Source organism: Pseudomonas sp. AC193, from assembly GCF_979258075.1.
This window is the reverse complement of record NZ_OZ409832.1, coordinates 5075705-5092450: the sequence shown is the minus strand read 5'-3', so window position 1 is coordinate 5092450 and position 16746 is coordinate 5075705. Positions and strand designations below refer to the sequence as shown.

General features: G+C 57.3%; 18 protein-coding genes. 7 read left to right on the top strand and 11 right to left on the bottom strand.

Annotated elements, in window-relative coordinates:
* The first annotated feature begins 88 nt into the window (after nt 1-88).
* Nucleotides 89-1402: an ATP-binding protein gene (locus ACZZ0D_RS22935; RefSeq protein WP_053116529.1), complete on the top strand. Its 1314-nt coding sequence runs from the start codon at nt 89-91 to the stop codon at nt 1400-1402.
* Between the two features lie 130 nt (nt 1403-1532).
* On the opposite strand, the gene rimK is transcribed toward ACZZ0D_RS22935, so the two are convergent.
* The 3 genes from rimK to rimA are packed head-to-tail and all read right to left on the bottom strand — an operon-like array spanning nt 1533 to nt 3711.
* Nucleotides 1533-2438 (bottom strand): 30S ribosomal protein S6--L-glutamate ligase, encoded by a 906-nt coding sequence (rimK, locus tag ACZZ0D_RS22930; RefSeq protein ID WP_007949201.1) that lies wholly within the window; start codon nt 2436-2438, stop codon nt 1533-1535.
* Nucleotides 2435-2914 (bottom strand): retropepsin-like aspartic endopeptidase RimB, encoded by a 480-nt coding sequence (gene rimB, locus ACZZ0D_RS22925; protein WP_007917936.1) that lies wholly within the window; start codon nt 2912-2914, stop codon nt 2435-2437. The genes rimK and rimB overlap by 4 nt, the downstream gene beginning before the upstream one ends.
* Nucleotides 2915-2931: 17 nt before the next feature.
* Entirely contained in the window at nt 2932-3711 is a 780-nt protein-coding gene (gene rimA / locus ACZZ0D_RS22920; RefSeq protein ID WP_463554361.1) for a S6 modification regulatory phosphodiesterase RimA, read from the bottom strand.
* A 116-nt stretch (nt 3712-3827) separates the two neighbouring features.
* Between rimA and ACZZ0D_RS22915 the strand changes: the two genes are divergently transcribed.
* Nucleotides 3828-4235, top strand: coding sequence for an RNA-binding S4 domain-containing protein (locus ACZZ0D_RS22915; protein WP_463554360.1), 408 nt, complete (start codon nt 3828-3830; stop codon nt 4233-4235).
* A 151-nt stretch (nt 4236-4386) separates the two neighbouring features.
* On the opposite strand, the gene ACZZ0D_RS22910 is transcribed toward ACZZ0D_RS22915, so the two are convergent.
* Nucleotides 4387-5187 (bottom strand): phosphatase PAP2 family protein, encoded by an 801-nt coding sequence (locus tag ACZZ0D_RS22910; protein ID WP_463554359.1) that lies wholly within the window; start codon nt 5185-5187, stop codon nt 4387-4389.
* 105 nt (nt 5188-5292) lie between these two features.
* Between ACZZ0D_RS22910 and hslO the strand changes: the two genes are divergently transcribed.
* Both hslO and ACZZ0D_RS22900 read left to right on the top strand, forming a co-directional pair.
* Complete coding sequence (hslO, locus tag ACZZ0D_RS22905; protein WP_008080485.1) at nt 5293-6195, top strand: Hsp33 family molecular chaperone HslO; 903 nt, start codon at nt 5293-5295, stop codon at nt 6193-6195.
* A 182-nt stretch (nt 6196-6377) separates the two neighbouring features.
* Nucleotides 6378-7919: a phosphoenolpyruvate carboxykinase gene (locus tag ACZZ0D_RS22900; RefSeq protein ID WP_053116533.1), complete on the top strand. Its 1542-nt coding sequence runs from the start codon at nt 6378-6380 to the stop codon at nt 7917-7919.
* A gap of 64 nt (nt 7920-7983) precedes the next feature.
* On the opposite strand, the gene ACZZ0D_RS22895 is transcribed toward ACZZ0D_RS22900, so the two are convergent.
* From ACZZ0D_RS22895 to ACZZ0D_RS22870, 6 genes are all read right to left on the bottom strand, one after another.
* Nucleotides 7984-8463, bottom strand: a complete 480-nt coding sequence (locus tag ACZZ0D_RS22895) for a helix-turn-helix domain-containing protein (protein ID WP_463554358.1) — start codon at nt 8461-8463, stop codon at nt 7984-7986.
* Nucleotides 8464-8562: 99 nt separating this feature from the next.
* Nucleotides 8563-8835 (bottom strand): type II toxin-antitoxin system RelE/ParE family toxin, encoded by a 273-nt coding sequence (locus ACZZ0D_RS22890; protein ID WP_159812009.1) that lies wholly within the window; start codon nt 8833-8835, stop codon nt 8563-8565.
* A complete protein-coding gene (locus tag ACZZ0D_RS22885; RefSeq protein ID WP_400649965.1) occupies nt 8835-9278 on the bottom strand; it encodes a hypothetical protein in 444 nt (147 codons plus the stop codon). Before ACZZ0D_RS22885 ends, ACZZ0D_RS22890 begins: the two co-directional genes overlap by 1 nt.
* Nucleotides 9279-9400: 122 nt before the next feature.
* The gene (locus ACZZ0D_RS22880; protein WP_053116536.1) at nt 9401-9700 is read right to left on the bottom strand and encodes a hypothetical protein; all 300 of its coding nucleotides are present in this window, start codon (nt 9698-9700) and stop codon (nt 9401-9403) included.
* A 347-nt stretch (nt 9701-10047) separates the two neighbouring features.
* Complete coding sequence (locus ACZZ0D_RS22875; RefSeq protein WP_463554357.1) at nt 10048-11190, bottom strand: hypothetical protein; 1143 nt, start codon at nt 11188-11190, stop codon at nt 10048-10050.
* Between the two features lie 104 nt (nt 11191-11294).
* Complete coding sequence (locus ACZZ0D_RS22870) at nt 11295-11555, bottom strand: hypothetical protein (protein ID WP_053116537.1); 261 nt, start codon at nt 11553-11555, stop codon at nt 11295-11297.
* Nucleotides 11556-11993: 438 nt separating this feature from the next.
* Here ACZZ0D_RS22870 and ACZZ0D_RS22865 point away from each other — a divergent pair, with 438 nt between their 5' ends.
* From ACZZ0D_RS22865 to ACZZ0D_RS22855, 3 genes are all read left to right on the top strand, one after another.
* On the top strand, nt 11994-13922 hold the full coding sequence (locus ACZZ0D_RS22865) for a RecQ family ATP-dependent DNA helicase (RefSeq protein WP_463554356.1): 1929 nt from the start codon (nt 11994-11996) through the stop codon (nt 13920-13922).
* A gap of 210 nt (nt 13923-14132) precedes the next feature.
* The gene (locus ACZZ0D_RS22860; protein WP_463554355.1) at nt 14133-15359 is read left to right on the top strand and encodes a 3-hydroxyacyl-CoA dehydrogenase; all 1227 of its coding nucleotides are present in this window, start codon (nt 14133-14135) and stop codon (nt 15357-15359) included.
* 148 nt (nt 15360-15507) lie between these two features.
* The gene (locus ACZZ0D_RS22855) at nt 15508-15939 is read left to right on the top strand and encodes an acyl-CoA thioesterase (RefSeq protein WP_463554354.1); all 432 of its coding nucleotides are present in this window, start codon (nt 15508-15510) and stop codon (nt 15937-15939) included.
* A 97-nt stretch (nt 15940-16036) separates the two neighbouring features.
* On the opposite strand, the gene ACZZ0D_RS22850 is transcribed toward ACZZ0D_RS22855, so the two are convergent.
* Nucleotides 16037-16519: a glycine zipper domain-containing protein gene (locus tag ACZZ0D_RS22850; RefSeq protein ID WP_053116541.1), complete on the bottom strand. Its 483-nt coding sequence runs from the start codon at nt 16517-16519 to the stop codon at nt 16037-16039.
* Between the last annotated feature and the right edge of the window lie 227 nt (nt 16520-16746).

The window sequence follows — 16746 nt, the reverse complement described above, 5'->3', positions numbered from 1 at the left end:
TCGGGCCGGGTTGAATGACCCGGCCCGCAGACTCGCAATCCGCAATATGCGAGCATTGCTCGCTCCTGCAAGTGTGTAGCGGTTATTCATGAAAACCCCCGTCTGGTTCCCCCAAAGTTTTTTCTCCCGCACCCTCTGGCTGGTGCTCATCGTCGTGCTGTTTTCCAAAGCGCTGACCCTGGTTTATCTATTGATGAACGAGGACGTGCTGGTGGATCGTCAATACAGCCACGGCGTCGCCCTGACGCTGCGCGCTTATTGGGCCGCCGACGAAGAAAACCGCGCGAAGATTGCCGATGCCGCGACCCTGATCCGCGTGGTCGGCGCTGGCGTGCCGGAAGGCGAACAGCACTGGCCATACAGCGAAATCTATCAGCGGCAGATGCAAGCGGAGCTGGGTGCCGACACCGAAGTGCGTTTGCGCATGCATTCGCCGCCAGCGCTGTGGGTTCGCGCGCCGAGCCTCGGTGATGGCTGGCTGAAAGTACCGCTGTACCCGCATCCCTTGCGCGGCCAGAAAATCTGGAACGTGCTCGGCTGGTTCCTCGCCATTGGTCTGCTGTCGACGGCGTCGGCATGGATTTTCGTCAGTCAGCTCAATCAGCCGTTGAAACGCTTGGTCTTCGCTGCGCGGCAACTCGGTCAGGGCCGCAGTGTGCGTCTGCCGATCAGCGATACGCCGAGCGAAATGACCGAGGTGTATCGCGCGTTCAACCAGATGGCTGAAGACGTCGAGCAGGCCGGACGCGAGCGCGAGTTGATGCTAGCCGGGGTTTCCCACGATTTGCGTACACCGTTGACGCGTCTGCGGCTGTCGCTGGAATTGATGGGCGATCGCAACGACCTGACCGACGACATGGTGCGTGACATCGAGGACATGGACGCGATTCTCGACCAGTTCCTCGCATTTATTCGTGATGGTCGTGACGAATCGGTGGAAGAGGTCGATCTCAGCGATCTGGTGCGTGAGGTGGCAGCGCCTTACAACCAGAATGAAGAGAAAGTCCGTTTGCGTCTTGAGCCGATCCAGCCGTTTCCGCTGCGTCGGGTGTCGATGAAGCGCTTGCTCAATAACCTGATCGGCAACGCCCTGAACCATGCCGGCAGCAGTGTTGAAGTTGCGGCTTATGTGAGCGGTGATGTCAGCGCGCCGTATGTGGTGCTGAGCGTGATGGATCGTGGGGCGGGGATTGATCCTTCGGAGCTCGAGGCGATCTTTAACCCGTTTACTCGCGGCGATCGTGCTCGGGGCGGGAAGGGCACTGGCTTGGGTCTGGCGATTGTGAAGCGGATTGCTTCGATGCATGGCGGCAATGTCGAACTGCGTAACCGGTCCGGGGGTGGATTGGAAGCGCGAGTCAGGTTGCCGTTGGGGTTGATGTTGCCGCGGGATGCTGTTTAAGGATTGAGAGTTCCGGTGGGGCTGATGGCCCCTTCGCGAGCAAGCCCGCTCCCACATTTTGGAATTCGTTCCACTGTGGGAGCGGGCTTGCTCGCGAAGGCGGCCTTTCGGCCATCACATCTTTAGAGGATTAACCTTTACCCTTGGTGCGCGTCATATTCGGCCCACCATTCTTTTCCAGATGCTCAATAATAATCCCCGCCACATTCTTCCCGGTGGTGGTCTCAATCCCTTCCAGCCCCGGCGACGAGTTCACTTCCATCACCAGCGGCCCGTGATTGGAACGCAGAATATCCACACCCGCCACCGCCAGGCCCATGACCTTCGCCGCTCGCAACGCGGTCATGCGCTCTTCCGGCGTGATCTTGATCAGGCTCGCGCTGCCGCCACGGTGCAGGTTGGAACGGAACTCACCCGGTTTCGCCTGCCGCTTCATCGCCGCGATGACTTTGTCACCCACCACGAAGCAACGAATATCCGCGCCGCCCGCTTCCTTGATGTACTCCTGCACCATGATGTTCTGCTTCAGGCCCATGAACGCCTCGATCACCGATTCCGCGGCAGTCGCGGTTTCGCATAGCACCACACCGATGCCCTGGGTGCCTTCCAGCACTTTGATCACCAGCGGCGCGCCGTTGACCATGTCGATCAGATCGGGAATGTCATCCGGCGAGTGAGCAAACCCGGTGACTGGCAAACCGATGCCGCGACGCGAGAGCAATTGCAGCGAACGCAATTTGTCCCGGGAACGGGCAATCGCCACCGATTCGTTGAGCGGGAACACCCCCATCATTTCAAACTGACGCAACACGGCGCAGCCATAGAACGTCACCGACGCACCGATCCGCGGAATCACCGCGTCGAAACCTTCCAGCGGTTTGCCGCGATAGTGGATCTGCGGCTTGTGGCTGGCGATGTTCATGTAGGCGCGCAACGTGTCGATCACTACCATTTCATGCCCGCGCTCGGTTCCGGCTTCGACCAGACGGCGGGTGGAATACAGACGCGGGTTCCGCGACAGCACAGCGATCTTCATGCAACACCTGTGGAGGAGGTAGATACCGGGAACACCGGCTTGTCTTGTACATATTTGATACCCGGATTGACCACCAACTGGCCATCGATCAGGGCTTTGGAACCGAGTAACAGGCGATAACGCATGGACTTGCGGCAGGCGAGGGTGAACTCGACCGGCCAGACCCGATCACCCAAGGCCAGGGTGGTGCTTATCACGTAGCGCACCTGCGCATGGCCGTTGGAGCTCTTAATGGTTTTGCGCGTCACCAGCGGCGCTTCGCAGCGGCGGTGACGTAACTGCACCACCGTGCCCAGGTGCGCGGTGAAACGCACCCATTTCTCGCCGTCGCGTTCGAACGGTTCGATGTCGGTGGCGTGCAGACTGGAGGTGCTGGCCCCTGTGTCGATTTTCGCCCGCAGGCCCGCGACTCCCAAATCCGGGAGCGCCACCCACTCGCGCAGACCGACAACGGTCAAATGGTCAAATGTCTTCAATAGATAAAAACCAACGATTAACGCGTCCAGGCCTCAGGTGCTACCTGGGCCAACGCTTTGAATGCAGGTCTGGCGAACCAGTAGCCTTGCATCAGAAATATTCCACAGTCCGCCAGGAAATCCCGTTCACCGGCGCTCTCAATGCCTTCGGCAATGACTGTAACGTCCAACTCCGCACAGATTGTGACAATCCCCCGAACGATCGCCTGACGAACACGGTCGCGATCGACATCGCGGATCAGCGCCATGTCGAGTTTGATCAGATCCGGTTGGAAATCAGCCAGCAGATTGAGCCCCGAATAACCGGCACCGAAGTCATCGATGGCGGTCTTGAAGCCGAATTCGCGGTATTCACGCAGAATATTGGTCAAATGGCGATAGTTATCTACGTGCTCGCTTTCCAGGGTTTCGAAAATCAATCGGTCGATCGGGAAATTGTGTTTTTTTGCCGCCTCCAGAGTGCTGCGAATGCATAACTCTGGACGATAGACCGCGTTGGGCATGAAGTTGATCGACAAGTGTGTCTGCATATTTAGAGTGGCCGCGCCTTCGATGGCCCGGGTGCGGCAGAGCTGGTCGAAACGGTAGCGGTTGTCTTCTGTAACTTGATCCAACACGGTGAACGCGCCTTCAGCGGCCACACCCCGAACCAGCGCTTCGTGGGCGAAAATCGACTGATCGCGCAGATCGACGATGGGTTGATAGGCGAAGGCAAACTCGAAGCCCAGCGGCTCGCTTTGCTGGCAGCCTTGGCAACCGGCCTTGGGCGAAGTTAATGAAGATGGAAATTTTGTCACTCGATCTCTCCGTGCCGATGAACCGGCCTGGATCACAGTCTATCTGGAGGGCCGAGTTGTTGCGCCCGACAGAAACGGTAGTACAGTTCCGACTACTGGCTGACCGAGGAATTCATATGGCGCAAAAACAGGAAGAGGACGACAAGGTTCGTCTCGACAAGTGGCTGTGGGCCGCACGTTTCTACAAGACTCGCGCGTTGGCCAAAGCCGCCATCGAGAGTGGCAAGGTGCATTGTCGGGGCGAGCGCTGCAAGCCTGGCAAAGAGCCACGCATTGGCGATGAGTTCGAGATTCGTATGGGGTTCGAAGTGCGCACGGTGAAGGTCGAGGCGCTGTCGATCGTGCGCCGCGGTGCGCCCGAGGCGCAGACCTTGTACGCGGAGACTGCCGAGAGTGTTGTCAAACGTGAGGCGGCAGCGGCGATGCGCAAGGCGGGCGCGTTGGGCATGAGCACCGATGGCAAACCGAGCAAGAAACAGCGGCGGGATTTGTTCAAGTTTCGTGGCAGCAGCCACGACGAGTGAGAGCGACGTTTTTGCGTTGTTGGTGCCGGCCTCTTCGCGAGCAGGCTCGCTCCCGCATTGGATTGCATTTCAACGGAAGGAATGCGGTCAATTGTGGGAGCGAGCCTGCTCGCGAATCGAGGGCGCAGCCCTCGCCGAAGACAGCTCGGTATCAGGCGCTACGCACCACACTCATCCGCGAAACCACCGGCAACTTGCCCAGCAGCGCAAAAACCGGCGCCGTCACCTTCAACCAGATATTCGCCGCGTGATACGCGAACGGCGTGTAATAACCCCAGCCCAACGCCCACACCGCCAGCAAAACCCCACCGATGTAATCGTCCTGGCCCCAATGCGCACCAGCCACCAGTCGCGGCAACATGAACAGCACCGCCAAACCCCACACCGTCAAAAATTGCCCGACCGTACGGCTGAACACGCCCATGAACAGCGCCCAGATCAACAACACCGAGGCGTGATCACCGGGAAAACTCTGGCTGGAGCGATCTTTAATTTCCCAGGTTTTTTCCAGATCCGGGAAGTAGTCGCTGATGTGCACGGCGCCCTCAAGCACCATCGACGGGCTGCTGTGCTGCCAATCCATAGAGTCGGCGAACTTGGAAAACAGTGCGCGAATCACCACCATCAACAACAGAATTGACAGAAAACCGAAAAAAGCCCGGCGCACGTCAATCGCCTTGAACACCCAATCGCCCTTGATCAGCAGCGTCAGCAGGATCAGGCCAACGACGATGTCGAACGGACGCATACTTGCAATTGCCCAGATGTGGAGCCATATGGGGTTGCTGGCCAGCGGTGTATTGAGTGAGCGAAACAGCCACTCGTCGAAAATCATACACAGCGCGTTGCCCGTAGGCCATAACCAGAAAGCCAGTAGTGCTAATGGCACCACGTTGCACAGAACCAGCCGGCCGAGGTTCCACCTTGATTGGAACGAACCCGGATTGTTCATAAAATGCCTCCCATGGCAGAGCAGTCGGCACCAAAAGGGGTGCCAAGAAGCGCAAATTTTCACGTCTTGTAACCATTTTGTCACCACTTTCAGATACCCAGACCTATGACCGACCTACCGGATACCGATTTCACCCAACGCTTCATCTTTGATGACAGCGACACCCGTGGCGAACTGGTCGCGCTTGAGCGCAGCTACGCCGAAGTCCTCGCCAAGCACCCGTACCCGGAGCCGGTTGCGCAATTGCTGGGCGAGCTGATGGCCGCCGCCTCGTTGCTGGTGGGCACCCTCAAGTTCGATGGACTGCTGATTCTGCAGGCGCGTTCCGAAGGCCCGATCCCGATGCTGATGATCGAGTGCTCCAGCGACCGCGACATCCGTGGTCTGGCGCGTTATCACGCCGATCAGATCGCGCCGGATGCGACCCTCGCCGACCTGATGCCGAACGGTGTTCTGGCCCTGACCGTCGACCCGACTGTTGGCCAGCGCTACCAGGGCATTGTCGACCTCGACGGCGAAACCCTGTCCGATTGCTTCACCAACTATTTCGTCATGTCGCAACAGGTCGGTACGCGCTTCAAGCTGTTCGCCGACGGTCGTCGCGCCCGTGGTTTGCTCCTGCAGCAATTGCCGGCCGATCGTCTGAAAGACGAAGAAGATCGCGCCGCCAGTTGGCAGCACATCACCGCGCTGGCCACCACCCTGACCGCCGATGAATTGCTCAGCCTGGACAACGAAACCGTGCTGCATCGCCTCTACCACGAAGAGCAGGTGCGTCTGTTCGATGTGCAGAATCTGCGCTTCCGTTGCAGCTGCTCGCGGGATCGTTCGGGCAATGCGCTGGTCAGTCTGGGTCTGGAAGATGCGCAAGCGTTGGTCGCCGAACAGGGTGGCACCGTCGAGATTGATTGCCAGTTTTGCAACGAGCGTTACCTGTTCGATGCAGCCGATATCGCTCAATTGTTCGCTGGCGCCGGTGTCGACACGCCATCCGACACCCGGCACTAAAACGGTTCAGCGCAGGTAAATTCACTGCTCAAACGCGCAATTACGCCGTTACGACGGGAGGGCCCTACTCTTTTTGGGCGTTTCTGGCATAATCCGGCCCACTTTTTGTCGCGGTAGTAGTGCACGACTTTCTACTACAAAACGTTTGGAGCACACTCGGCCACTGGCCGACGGGGAATCTCATGACGCAAGCCAATAACGCCGTGTACACCGATCTGAGTGTCGATGATCTGGTAAAAGAAGCCTTGAATCGCGGTGAGGGCGAGCTTGCCGATACCGGCGCTCTGGTTGTTCGCACCGGTCACCGCACCGGTCGTTCGCCTGTTGACCGTTTCATCGTTGAAGAGCCTTCCACCCAGGCTGCTATCGCCTGGGGCCCGATCAACCGCAAGTTCCCGGCCGACAAGTTCGACGCGCTGTGGGCTCGTGTCGAGGCGTTCAACAACGCGCAAGAGCACTTCGTTTCCCACGTGCATGTAGGCGCAGCTGAAGATCACTACCTGGCCGTGAAGATGACCACCCAGACTGCCTGGCAGAATCTGTTCGGTCGTTGCCTGTTCATCAACCCGGCCCAGTACAACCCGGCCGGTCGTGAAGAGTGGCAAGTGCTCAACGTCGCCAACTTCGAGTGCGTGCCAGAGCGTGACGGCACCAACTCCGACGGTTGCGTGATCCTCAACTTCGCACAGAAAAAAGTGCTGATCGCCGGCATGCGTTACGCCGGTGAGATGAAGAAAGCCATGTTCTCCGTGCAGAACTTCCTGCTGCCGGCCGCTGACGTGCTGCCGATGCACTGCGCTGCCAACATCGGCGAAGAAGGCGACGTGACCCTGTTCTTCGGTCTGTCGGGCACCGGTAAAACCACCCTGTCGGCCGACGAAAGCCGTTACCTGATCGGTGACGACGAACACGGCTGGGGCGAAGGCGTGGTGTTCAACATCGAAGGCGGTTGCTATGCCAAGTGCATCGACCTCTCCGAGAAGAACGAGCCGGTTATCTGGAAAGCCATCAAGCACGGTGCTGTACTGGAAAACGTCGTTATCGACGACGCCAAGCACGCCGACTACGCCGATGTCAGCCTGACCCAGAACAGCCGCGCCGCTTACCCGCTGGAGCACGTTGCCAAGCGTTCCGAGCAGAACCTCGGTGGCGAGCCAAACGCGGTGATCTTCCTGACCTGCGACCTGACCGGCGTGCTGCCGCCAGTGTCGATCCTCAACGAAGAACAAGCGGCCTACCACTTCCTGTCCGGCTACACCGCACTGGTGGGCTCGACTGAAATGGGTTCGGGCAGCGGCATCAAGTCGACCTTCTCCACCTGCTTCGGCGCACCGTTCTTCCCGCGCCCGGCTGGCGAATACGCAGAGCTGCTGATCAAGCGCATCCGCGGTTTCGGTTCCAAGGTTTACCTGGTCAACACCGGTTGGACCGGCGGCGGCTACGGCGTCGGCAAACGCTTCAACATCCCGACCACCCGCGCGGTGATCGCAGCGATCCAGAGCGGCGCGCTGATCGGTGCTGACACCGAACACCTCGACACCATCAACCTCGACGTGCCACTGGCCGTACCGGGTGTTGAAACCAACCTGCTCAACCCACGCAACACCTGGGCTGACAAGGCTGCGTACGACGAGGCTGCCAAAGCACTGGCCGGTCTGTTCATCGAGAACTTCAAGAAGTTCGAAGTGAGCGACGCGATCAAGGCTGCCGGGCCGAAGTTGTAAGATTGGTTTGATGTGAATGAAAAAGCCGCCCTTTTGGGGCGGCTTTTTTGTGGTCGGCTTTTCATCATGGGGTTCGTTGTCGATTTTTCATCAGCAGTGCAGACAGTGAATGAGTATTCAGCGGGAAGGCTTCTAGACGATCCTCGCTAACGAGTGCCGCATCAAGAACACTCGTCTTTGACGTCGGAATTTTTTTAACTTTTTGGATCTCGCGTTTTAGTTCTCTCGCGGATTTGTTGCTTGAGGAATTTCTAGAGCAGAGAAGCTTGGCATCCTGCATTCGATTGCCGAGTTTATCCGTGGCGCCCAGTAGCGTCAGATCCTGCTCTAACCCCAAAACTTGCATCACTGCCAAGTAAGCTCCCATTGTTACGCCCGAACTGCCCGATTCCAGCGACCGCAAAGTCATGACAGACATTCCTGCACGCTCGGCGACCTGCTTCGCTGTGAGTCTGCGTCGCAGCCGGGCGAGTTCCAAGCGCTCACCAAAATCGACTAGTAAGCGTGCGATCCTTGGGAGCAGCGGTGCGGTTTTTCTGGCCATAACGCTAATATTCCTTCGCTAGGTGGGTCAAAACGCCAGAATAATTGCAGGTGTTTGGTTGATCTGGCAGTTGGGATCTTATCGGCTCTTTTTGATTGGTCAGGGCCACTGCTGCCGGGCATGCATTATTCGCAGCACTTGCACGCATTCATCTTTAAGCATGTAGACGATGATGTAATTAGAAGCTGCAACGATTTCTCGTGTGCCTTCAACCCTGCCTTTTCTATACAAGGTCGGGCGCTGTCGAGCGACTTCCCCTTTTGATTCGAATATTTCGTCGAGATCGGCCGCTGCAACAGGGTTGTCCTGACTAATGCGATCCATGATCCGGTCTCGGTCGTCATGCGCCTCGGGGCGCCAGACCAACTTCATCAGCGCGCTCGTTGACGGAGAGCATCGCGTTTGGCTGCAAATATTCGGCGACTGTCTTCATCGCTGATGCTCGGCCTTGGGTCATCAATGCTGAGTTGCACCTGACGCTTGAACCATTCCTCATAAGCAGCCGCCTCGTGGGCCTGTTTCATTGCTTCGGCACGATCAGGCCGAGCGTAGGTTTTCAGTTGCTGCGGGTCATAACTGGAGGCATCTACATGGAAGTGGCTGATGCCCAGTCCTTGCAAATAGCTCACCAGCGTTTCAAGCCGCTTGAACAGTCGTACCTGACCACTACGCTGTGCTGCCAGCGAGCATTCTTTTCTTCCCTGCAAAATTTGAATCGACCAGCCACCCGGTTGAGCGACGATATTTGTGCTGCTGACTGACCCGTTTTCAATCAAGCGAGCGAGGGTGCTGTGATCGATAGTTTCAGTGGTCATGAAGATGAGCCCTTGATTGAACAGTGGCTCCCATCGTACGCAATCAATAGTAGTTTGCAAAATTCAACTCCTGCTTTGGACGTTGGTTTTCGAGCATTCATGCTCTCTGGTGTGGGGGATTTTTAAGCCGGAGCTTTCCAGTTGAGCATTTGCTGCTGGGCAACTTGCAGCAGATCACAACCATCCTGCGTCAGCAGATAGAGGGCGTGGGTGATGTGGGGGATGTCTTCGACGTCGGCTTGTTTGAAGTTGAGGCAGTAGAGGGTGCGTAGCAGGTCGCTTGATGCGCGTAAACGCTGGACGGCGCATTCGAGGATGTCTTGGGGGTTGGCTTCTGTGTCGATGATCAGTGGGTTGGTGTCAGTGAGGTTGGACTCGAGTGTTCGGTAGCGGTCGGTGGTGAATTGATTCCATGTTTTCATTCTATTGATCCTCAATTGCTTCCGGGAGAAGCCACCACATCGTGACCAAGCGACAGGAGGCGACTGTGTTCGGGTTGGTCAACCGGTGAGGATCGTGCACATACCCGGCACACCCGAAGGTGTCCCAAACACAGTCACCATAAACTGCAGGCAATTGAGTGCCGGCAGCATACAGCGCATGCGTGCGCACGATCCATTCGGGTGACCAAGCCCGAGTCGCTGATTGGCAGCGACAGTCACAACTATAGATTCGCGCCCTCAAATCCCGATAGTCGACAAAGCGGTCTGTTCTTGTAGGAACTGGACGAAGATTGCATCGGACGTTCCTACCGATCCTTCAACGTTTTTCAACGCAAATGCACATACGCAGAAATATCCAGCAAACTCGTCGCCAACCCTGTCGCCGGTTGGTAAATCGGGCTTTTCACAGTCGAGAACGGCACGCCTTTGCTGCCGAGGGAAACATAACGTTCGCCCTGATCCAGTTCGGTGAAGTAGGTGTAGGAATAGTTGTGCATTAATTGATATCTGGTCTCGTCGCGGGCGATGCCGTTGGCGAGGTTTTCCAGGTCGGTCTGGGTCAGGTTGAGGGTTTTGCCGAGTGTTGTGCCCCAGCGGGTCAGGCAGATCTCGGCGAGGTGGCGAACGATGCGGCCGGGTTCGGTCAGCACTTTCAGGTCGCTGGCATTGGTCGGCACGCCGCCAGTGGAAGTGGCGTTGCCCGCGAGGGTAGCGTGGCGACCGGCCATTGGATAAATCGAGGTTTTGGTGCCGGTGGCGGTCTGCGGGATCACGCAGCTGAAACCTTTGGAGCGCTCGTCGCGGGCGTAGACGCCGACGTACTCTTTGACGTTGCTGCCGAGTTTGACGCGTTGCTCCTGAAAGTTGGCGATGCCCGGCACCGGGTCAATGGCAAAAATATTCACCGGGATATTTTTCAGCGCGCTGTCCTTGAGCATCGCGTTGGCCAGCATGTGGCAACTAATGCCGCCACGACTCCAGCCTACCAGGTTAACCGTGGTCGGAATAACGCCATCTTTACGGAAAGTCTTGATGATTTGTTCTTGTAACTTCTGCTGGGTGACGCTGCGGTCGCCGTAGTTATATTTACGCCAGAACCACGAGCCTTCCACTTTTACATCTTCAATGGGAATGCCGGCGGCTTTAAGTCGGTTGTATCCGGCTTCGGTCAGTTGCTCTCGTTGCCATTCACATTGGCCCTTGATGATGTTCAAGGCATGCTGAACGTTTTCTTCCCAGCCCTTGCCGAACAGCGTGCCGCTTAGGCCGTAGTCTTTGTTCTCGGTGAATAGATCATCGGCCTGCAGGTTGCCGCTGCCGGGGCCGTCGACGACGATCCATTCGGCGAACTCGCGGCCTGTATGGTGCGAGGCAAGGGTGGAAACCAGTTCGCCGTCCCAGAAGTTTTCATGTTGGGTATCGAACTTGTTAGAACCTGTGCCGCAAAAAAATATAGTGACGACTGTCATGATGTTGGCCTTGTTGGTGATAAGAGCCAACAAGTTAGTGCGTACACTGTTAATTAATAAAGCGTCGGGTTGTATCTGGGTTTGTAAAGTTTGTGTTGGGGTTTTTATTTAAGTTGTAGTTTGGCGACTTGCAGTAAGTCGCAGCCGTCCTGCACCAATAAATAAAGCGCATTGACTATGTGCGGAATATCTTTCGCGTCGGCCTGTTTGAAACACATACAGTAAAGTGTTTCCAGCAGATCACTGGCGGCGCGCAAGCGTTGGTCGGCGGCATCGAGCAAATCGCTGTGACTGGCGGCGGTGTCGATAAGCATCACGGGTTTTTCGCTGTAGCAGGTTTTGAGTGGCTGGTAACGGTCGATCATGGTGAGGCTTGTCCTGTTCGAAGACGCTCGGGTCGGCCGACAGAGTGCTTTCAGCCGCGCCGGCCACTATAGAAGGGCGCTGCGCAGAGGGACAAGACGGCCGCAATGGACAGTGTTTGTAGGGGTTTTTCCGCGTTTTACGGATTTTCCCTACGTGATTTTTCGGCATATTCGAGGCAAAACCTCTACGCGGAAAACTCCTACCTGCTTGTCAGGTAATTCGCCGTATACGGCTGTACGGTGCGCGACAGAATCTGTAGGGCGTTTCCAAACGTCAGACACGCGCTTAAAGGGAAAACGGCGGGCGTGCAGGCTGCTCCCACAGAATTTGCGTGACCGCTGTATCATTCCGAATCGATTTGGCCCCGACCTTTTCTCGACTCGTTGCGATCGCCGGCTAGGCTGTTGGCATGGCAGCGGTCAAAGGAGTGACAGCGAATGCACAACACCCTGGAACAGGTTTTTGGTTATCCACAGTTTCGTCCCGGACAAGAGGCCGCGATCAGCGCGGTGCTGGCCGGGCGTTCGGCGGCGGCGATTTTTCCCACCGGCTCCGGCAAGTCCCTTTGCTATCAAATATCGGCGTTGTTGCTGCCGCACCTGACGCTGGTGGTCTCGCCATTGCTGGCGCTGATGCAGGATCAATTGGCGTTCCTGCAACGCCACGGCATTTCAGCGGGCAGCATTGATTCGGCGCAGAGCCGCGAAGACGCCAATGACGTGATGGCGCGTGCTCGAACGGGTGAATTGAAAATCCTTATGATCTCGGTGGAGCGCTTGAAGAACGAGCGCTTCCGCAATTTTTTGCAGCAGGTGCCGATCTCCTTGCTGGTGGTGGACGAGGCGCACTGTATTTCCGAGTGGGGCCACAATTTCCGTCCCGACTACCTAAAGCTGCCGGACTATCAACGGCAGTTCAACATCCCGCAAACCTTACTGCTGACGGCTACTGCGACGCCGAAAGTCATCGTCGATATGCAGAGCAAATTCGCCATCGCTCCAGAGGATGTGGTGACCACCGGTTTCTACCGGCCCAACCTCAATCTGTTGGTGGAACCGGTGCGCGGTCAGGACAAACGTCGGCGTCTGGTTGAGTGGATGAGCGAGCGCCCGGGGCAGCCCAGCATCGTCTACGTGACCTTGCAGAAAACCGCTGAACACATCGCCGAACACCTTGAACGCAACGGCATTCAGGCCGAGGCGTATCACGCCGGTTTGCCCCACGATAAGCGTGAAGCGATCCAGAAACGTTTCATGGCCGGGCAGTCCAATTGCATCGTCGCGACCATCGCTTTCGGCATGGGCATCGATAAGAGTGACATCCGTAATGTGGTGCACTTCGACCTGCCTAAATCCATCGAAAACTACAGTCAGGAAATCGGCCGCGCCGGGCGAGACGGGCAGCCCTCGGACTGTCTGGTGCTGGCCAACCGCGACAGCCTCAACGTGCTGGAAAACTTTGTCTACGGCGACACACCGGAGCGTGAAGGCATTCGTTATGTGCTCGACGAACTGAAGGCTTCGTTGCCGGACGGGCAGTGGGAGTTTTTGCTCGGGCCGTTGGCGGATCAAAGCAACATTCGTTCGTTGCCGCTGAAGACATTATTGGTGCAACTGGAGCTGCGTGGCTTGATCGCGCCGCGCTACGCCTATTACGCCGAGTACCGCTTCAAATACCTGGTGGAACCGGACGCGCTGCTCTCGCGTTTCGAGGGTGAGCGCAGGGATTTTGTCGCGGCGATTATCCAGACCTCCAATCGCGCACGCACATGGGCGACGGTGAGTTTCGACGCGATGTACGAACAGTATTCAGCCGAGCGTAATCGCGTGGTGACGGCGCTGGATTATTTTCAGGAGAAGGGCTGGGTCGAGCTTGAAAGCAAGCAGATGACCGAGGTCTACAGCCTGCTGCACAGCGACTTTGACAGTGACGTGTTGAGTGGCGAGTTGCACGATTACTTCACTCGACATGAACAGACCGAAGTGGCGCGGATTCACGCGATGCTTGAGGTTTTCGCCACCGAGCGGTGTTTGGGTTATCGACTGGCCGAGTACTTCGGTGACCACGATGCGCCCGAGCGTTGTGGGCATTGTTCGGTGTGTCATGGGCAGGTTGCACGCTTGCCGGCGCCGCCGGAATCGCCGCCGCTTGTGGATAGAAACTTCGCGGCGCTGTGTGGTGATTTTATCCACAGGCATGAACAACACACGGGCGTCATGCCGACAGCGGAACGGCTGACGCGGTTTTTGTGCGGGATCAGCGTGCCGCTGTTTACCAAGCTCAAGGCGCGGACGATTCCCGGGTATGCGGCACTGGAAGAATACCCCTACGCCGAGGTGCGCAGCTGGGCGCAAGACCACCTCTAACCCTTGTAGGAGCTGCCGAAGGCTGCGATCTTTTGATGTTGATTTTTTCAAGATCAAAAGATCGCAGCCTTCGGCAGCTCCTACATGAGTTCATCAAGACAAGGGCTCTATCCATCCGCTGAATGTCGATCATCACGGTAATAAACTTCAAAAAACGTCGTCGGCTGACTATGGTGAGACCAGTCTTTGGATCGCCAACAAGAGAACAATATGAGCCAGACATCCTTCGATATTCAGCAGGCCGCCGTGATCGGCGCGGGCACCATGGGCCGTGGCATCGTCATGTGCCTGGCCAATGCCGGCGTGACAGTACAGTGGGTAGATAACAACCCACAGATGCTTGAGCAGGCACTCGTCACCGTTGCCGACACCTATGCACACAACGTGCGACAGGGGCGGATTGATCAGGCCGAGGCTGATGCGCGTATCGCCCGGGTCAGTGCGGCGGCGGATTACGCGGCGATTCGCAATGTCGATCTGGTGATCGAAGCGGTGTACGAGAATCTTGAACTGAAGCAGAAGATCTTCCGCGAGCTGGATGGCTTGCTGAAGCCTGAAGCGCTATTGGCGAGCAATACATCGGCACTGGATATTGATGCGATTGCGGCGGCGACAAAACGTCCGGAACAAGTGCTGGGCCTGCATTTCTTCAGCCCGGCGCACATCATGAAACTGCTGGAAATCGTTCGCGGCGCGAAGACCTCACCAGCAGCTCTGAACGCCGCACTGGCCCTGGGCAAGCGCATGGGCAAAGTCAGCGTGGTCTCGGGCAACTGCCACGGTTTTATCGGCAACCGCATGCTGCATCCGTATGTACTCGAGGCGCGCAAGATGTTGCTTGAAGGCGCTTATCCACAGCAGGTCGATGCGGCGTTGCAAGGTTTCGGTTTCGCCATGGGGCCGTTTCGCATGTACGACGTGGTCGGCATCGATCTGGAATGGCGCGCGCGCGAGTTGGCCGGCAAGGGCCAGGATGCGCCAGAGGTGCAGGTGGATAATCGCTTGTGCGAAATGGGTCGATTCGGGCAGAAGTCCGGCAACGGCTATTACCATTACGAGCCGGGCAGTCGTCAGGCTGAGCATGATCCTGAGGTCGATGCGCTGGTGTTGCAGGTCAGCGAAGGCTTGGGCTTTCAGCGCCGTGAGATCGGCCCGGAGGAGATTCTCGAGCGCTCCCTGCTGGCATTGGTCAACGAAGGGGCGAAGATTCTTCAGGAAGGTATTGCCGAGTCTGCCCATGACATCGATCTGGTGTACCTGAATGGCTACGGCTTCCCGGCGGACAAGGGCGGGCCGATGGCCTGGGCGGATCAGCAGGGGCTGGCGGATATTCATCAGCGGCTGTTGGCGCTGGAGACGCGGCAGGGCGATCAATGGAAACCGGCGCGGTTGATTGGTGAGTTGGCGGCGCAGGGGAAGGGGTTTGCTGATCGCTGAGTGATTGGGTGCTTGGGGTGACGCTTTCGCGAGCAGGCTCGCTCCCACATTTGGAATGCGTTCCGAATGTGGGAGCGGGCTTGCTCGCGAAGGTCGCGCCTCGGTTTTAAATTAGACTCGCAACAATACCTTCAGGAATTGCTGATCAATGTCCAACCCGATGCCCCAACGCACCGACTACCCGCACTTCCAGCCCATCACCACACGCTGGCACGACAACGACGCCTACGGTCACGTCAACAACGTCACCTACTACAGCTTCTTCGACACAGCCGTGAACACTTACCTGATCCAGGTCGGTGGTCTGGATATCCATGACGGGGAAGTGGTGGGTTTCGTGGTCAGTTCGGCATGCGATTACTTCGCCTCGATCGCGTTCCCGGATCTGATCGAGATCGGTCTGCGAGTTGGCAAATTGGGCAACAGTTCGGTGCAGTACGAACTGGCGGTGTTCAAGGTCGGCGAAAGCGAGGCCTGTGCGGCCGGGCGATTCGTTCATGTGTTTGTGGATCGGGCAAGCAATCAGCCGGTGCCGATTCCGTCTGGATTACGTGATGCCTTACAGCGATTGGCGGTGTAAGACAAAAAAGATCGCAGCCTGCGGCAACTCCTACATTGATCTGTGTAGGAGCTGCCGCAGGCTGCGATCTTTTGATCTACGTGCCGCCAATCAGCAATTAGCGGTGGCGATAATACTTGTGATGCTTGCGATGGCCATAGGCATGGCCCCGACCACGGTGGTCATCGCGGTAGTAGCGACGGTTATCACGACCGCGATCGTAATGACGATCATCGTCATCGCTCTTGTTGCCCATGTAGTTACCCAACGCACCACCGGCACCGCCACCTGCGGCCGAACCGATCAGGCTGCCAGTGCTGCCGCCGAGGCTGCGACCGACCACGTTACCGCCAGCAGCGCCCAACGCACCGCCAATGGCTGCTTCGCCACGGCTGCGTTTGTCGGCGCCGACTGCGCTACCACCCGCGCCGCCCAAGGCTGCGCCAATGGTGGAACCTGTATTGCCGCCTAAAGACTGACCGACGACCGAGCCAAGAACCCCGCCCAATGCGCCGCCAACACCTGCTTCGGTGGTGCCGCCTGCCGACGCAAAACCACTGACCAGGCCAAGGGACAACAAGAGAATCTGGGAGAACTTCATAGAGGAGCCTCAAAGGGATGACGGCGCCGATCCTGAGGCTGTGTAACAAGCGTGACAATCGAAATCCGACGAATAGCACGACTTGTATACAATTTCGCAAGGTACTGTTTTGTATACGGAACTTATCTGATTTTTGCCGGTCTTTAACTACTTCGGACAGGCCGCTTTTGTGAAAAAGCGGCCTTTTTTGTGGGCAATCGGAAAGTGTTTGAACGCAGGAATGTATT

Bases quoted from the DNA above. Each gene is read 5' to 3' on its own strand.
- ACZZ0D_RS22935 (WP_053116529.1), top strand. From the start codon at position 89: ATGAAAACCCCCGTCTGGTTCCCCCAAAGTTTTTTCTCCCGCACCCTC.
- rimK (WP_007949201.1), bottom strand. From the start codon at position 2,438: ATGAAGATCGCTGTGCTGTCGCGGAACCCGCGTCTGTATTCCACCCGC.
- ACZZ0D_RS22915 (WP_463554360.1), top strand. From the start codon at position 3,828: ATGGCGCAAAAACAGGAAGAGGACGACAAGGTTCGTCTCGACAAGTGG.
- ACZZ0D_RS22910 (WP_463554359.1), bottom strand. From the start codon at position 5,187: ATGAACAATCCGGGTTCGTTCCAATCAAGGTGGAACCTCGGCCGGCTG.
- hslO (WP_008080485.1), top strand. From the start codon at position 5,293: ATGACCGACCTACCGGATACCGATTTCACCCAACGCTTCATCTTTGAT.
- ACZZ0D_RS22900 (WP_053116533.1), top strand. From the start codon at position 6,378: ATGACGCAAGCCAATAACGCCGTGTACACCGATCTGAGTGTCGATGAT.
- ACZZ0D_RS22895 (WP_463554358.1), bottom strand. From the start codon at position 8,463: ATGGCCAGAAAAACCGCACCGCTGCTCCCAAGGATCGCACGCTTACTA.
- ACZZ0D_RS22890 (WP_159812009.1), bottom strand. From the start codon at position 8,835: ATGAAGTTGGTCTGGCGCCCCGAGGCGCATGACGACCGAGACCGGATC.
- ACZZ0D_RS22885 (WP_400649965.1), bottom strand. From the start codon at position 9,278: ATGACCACTGAAACTATCGATCACAGCACCCTCGCTCGCTTGATTGAA.
- ACZZ0D_RS22880 (WP_053116536.1), bottom strand. From the start codon at position 9,700: ATGAAAACATGGAATCAATTCACCACCGACCGCTACCGAACACTCGAG.
- ACZZ0D_RS22875 (WP_463554357.1), bottom strand. From the start codon at position 11,190: ATGACAGTCGTCACTATATTTTTTTGCGGCACAGGTTCTAACAAGTTC.
- ACZZ0D_RS22870 (WP_053116537.1), bottom strand. From the start codon at position 11,555: ATGATCGACCGTTACCAGCCACTCAAAACCTGCTACAGCGAAAAACCC.
- ACZZ0D_RS22865 (WP_463554356.1), top strand. From the start codon at position 11,994: ATGCACAACACCCTGGAACAGGTTTTTGGTTATCCACAGTTTCGTCCC.
- ACZZ0D_RS22860 (WP_463554355.1), top strand. From the start codon at position 14,133: ATGAGCCAGACATCCTTCGATATTCAGCAGGCCGCCGTGATCGGCGCG.
- ACZZ0D_RS22855 (WP_463554354.1), top strand. From the start codon at position 15,508: ATGTCCAACCCGATGCCCCAACGCACCGACTACCCGCACTTCCAGCCC.
- ACZZ0D_RS22850 (WP_053116541.1), bottom strand. From the start codon at position 16,519: ATGAAGTTCTCCCAGATTCTCTTGTTGTCCCTTGGCCTGGTCAGTGGT.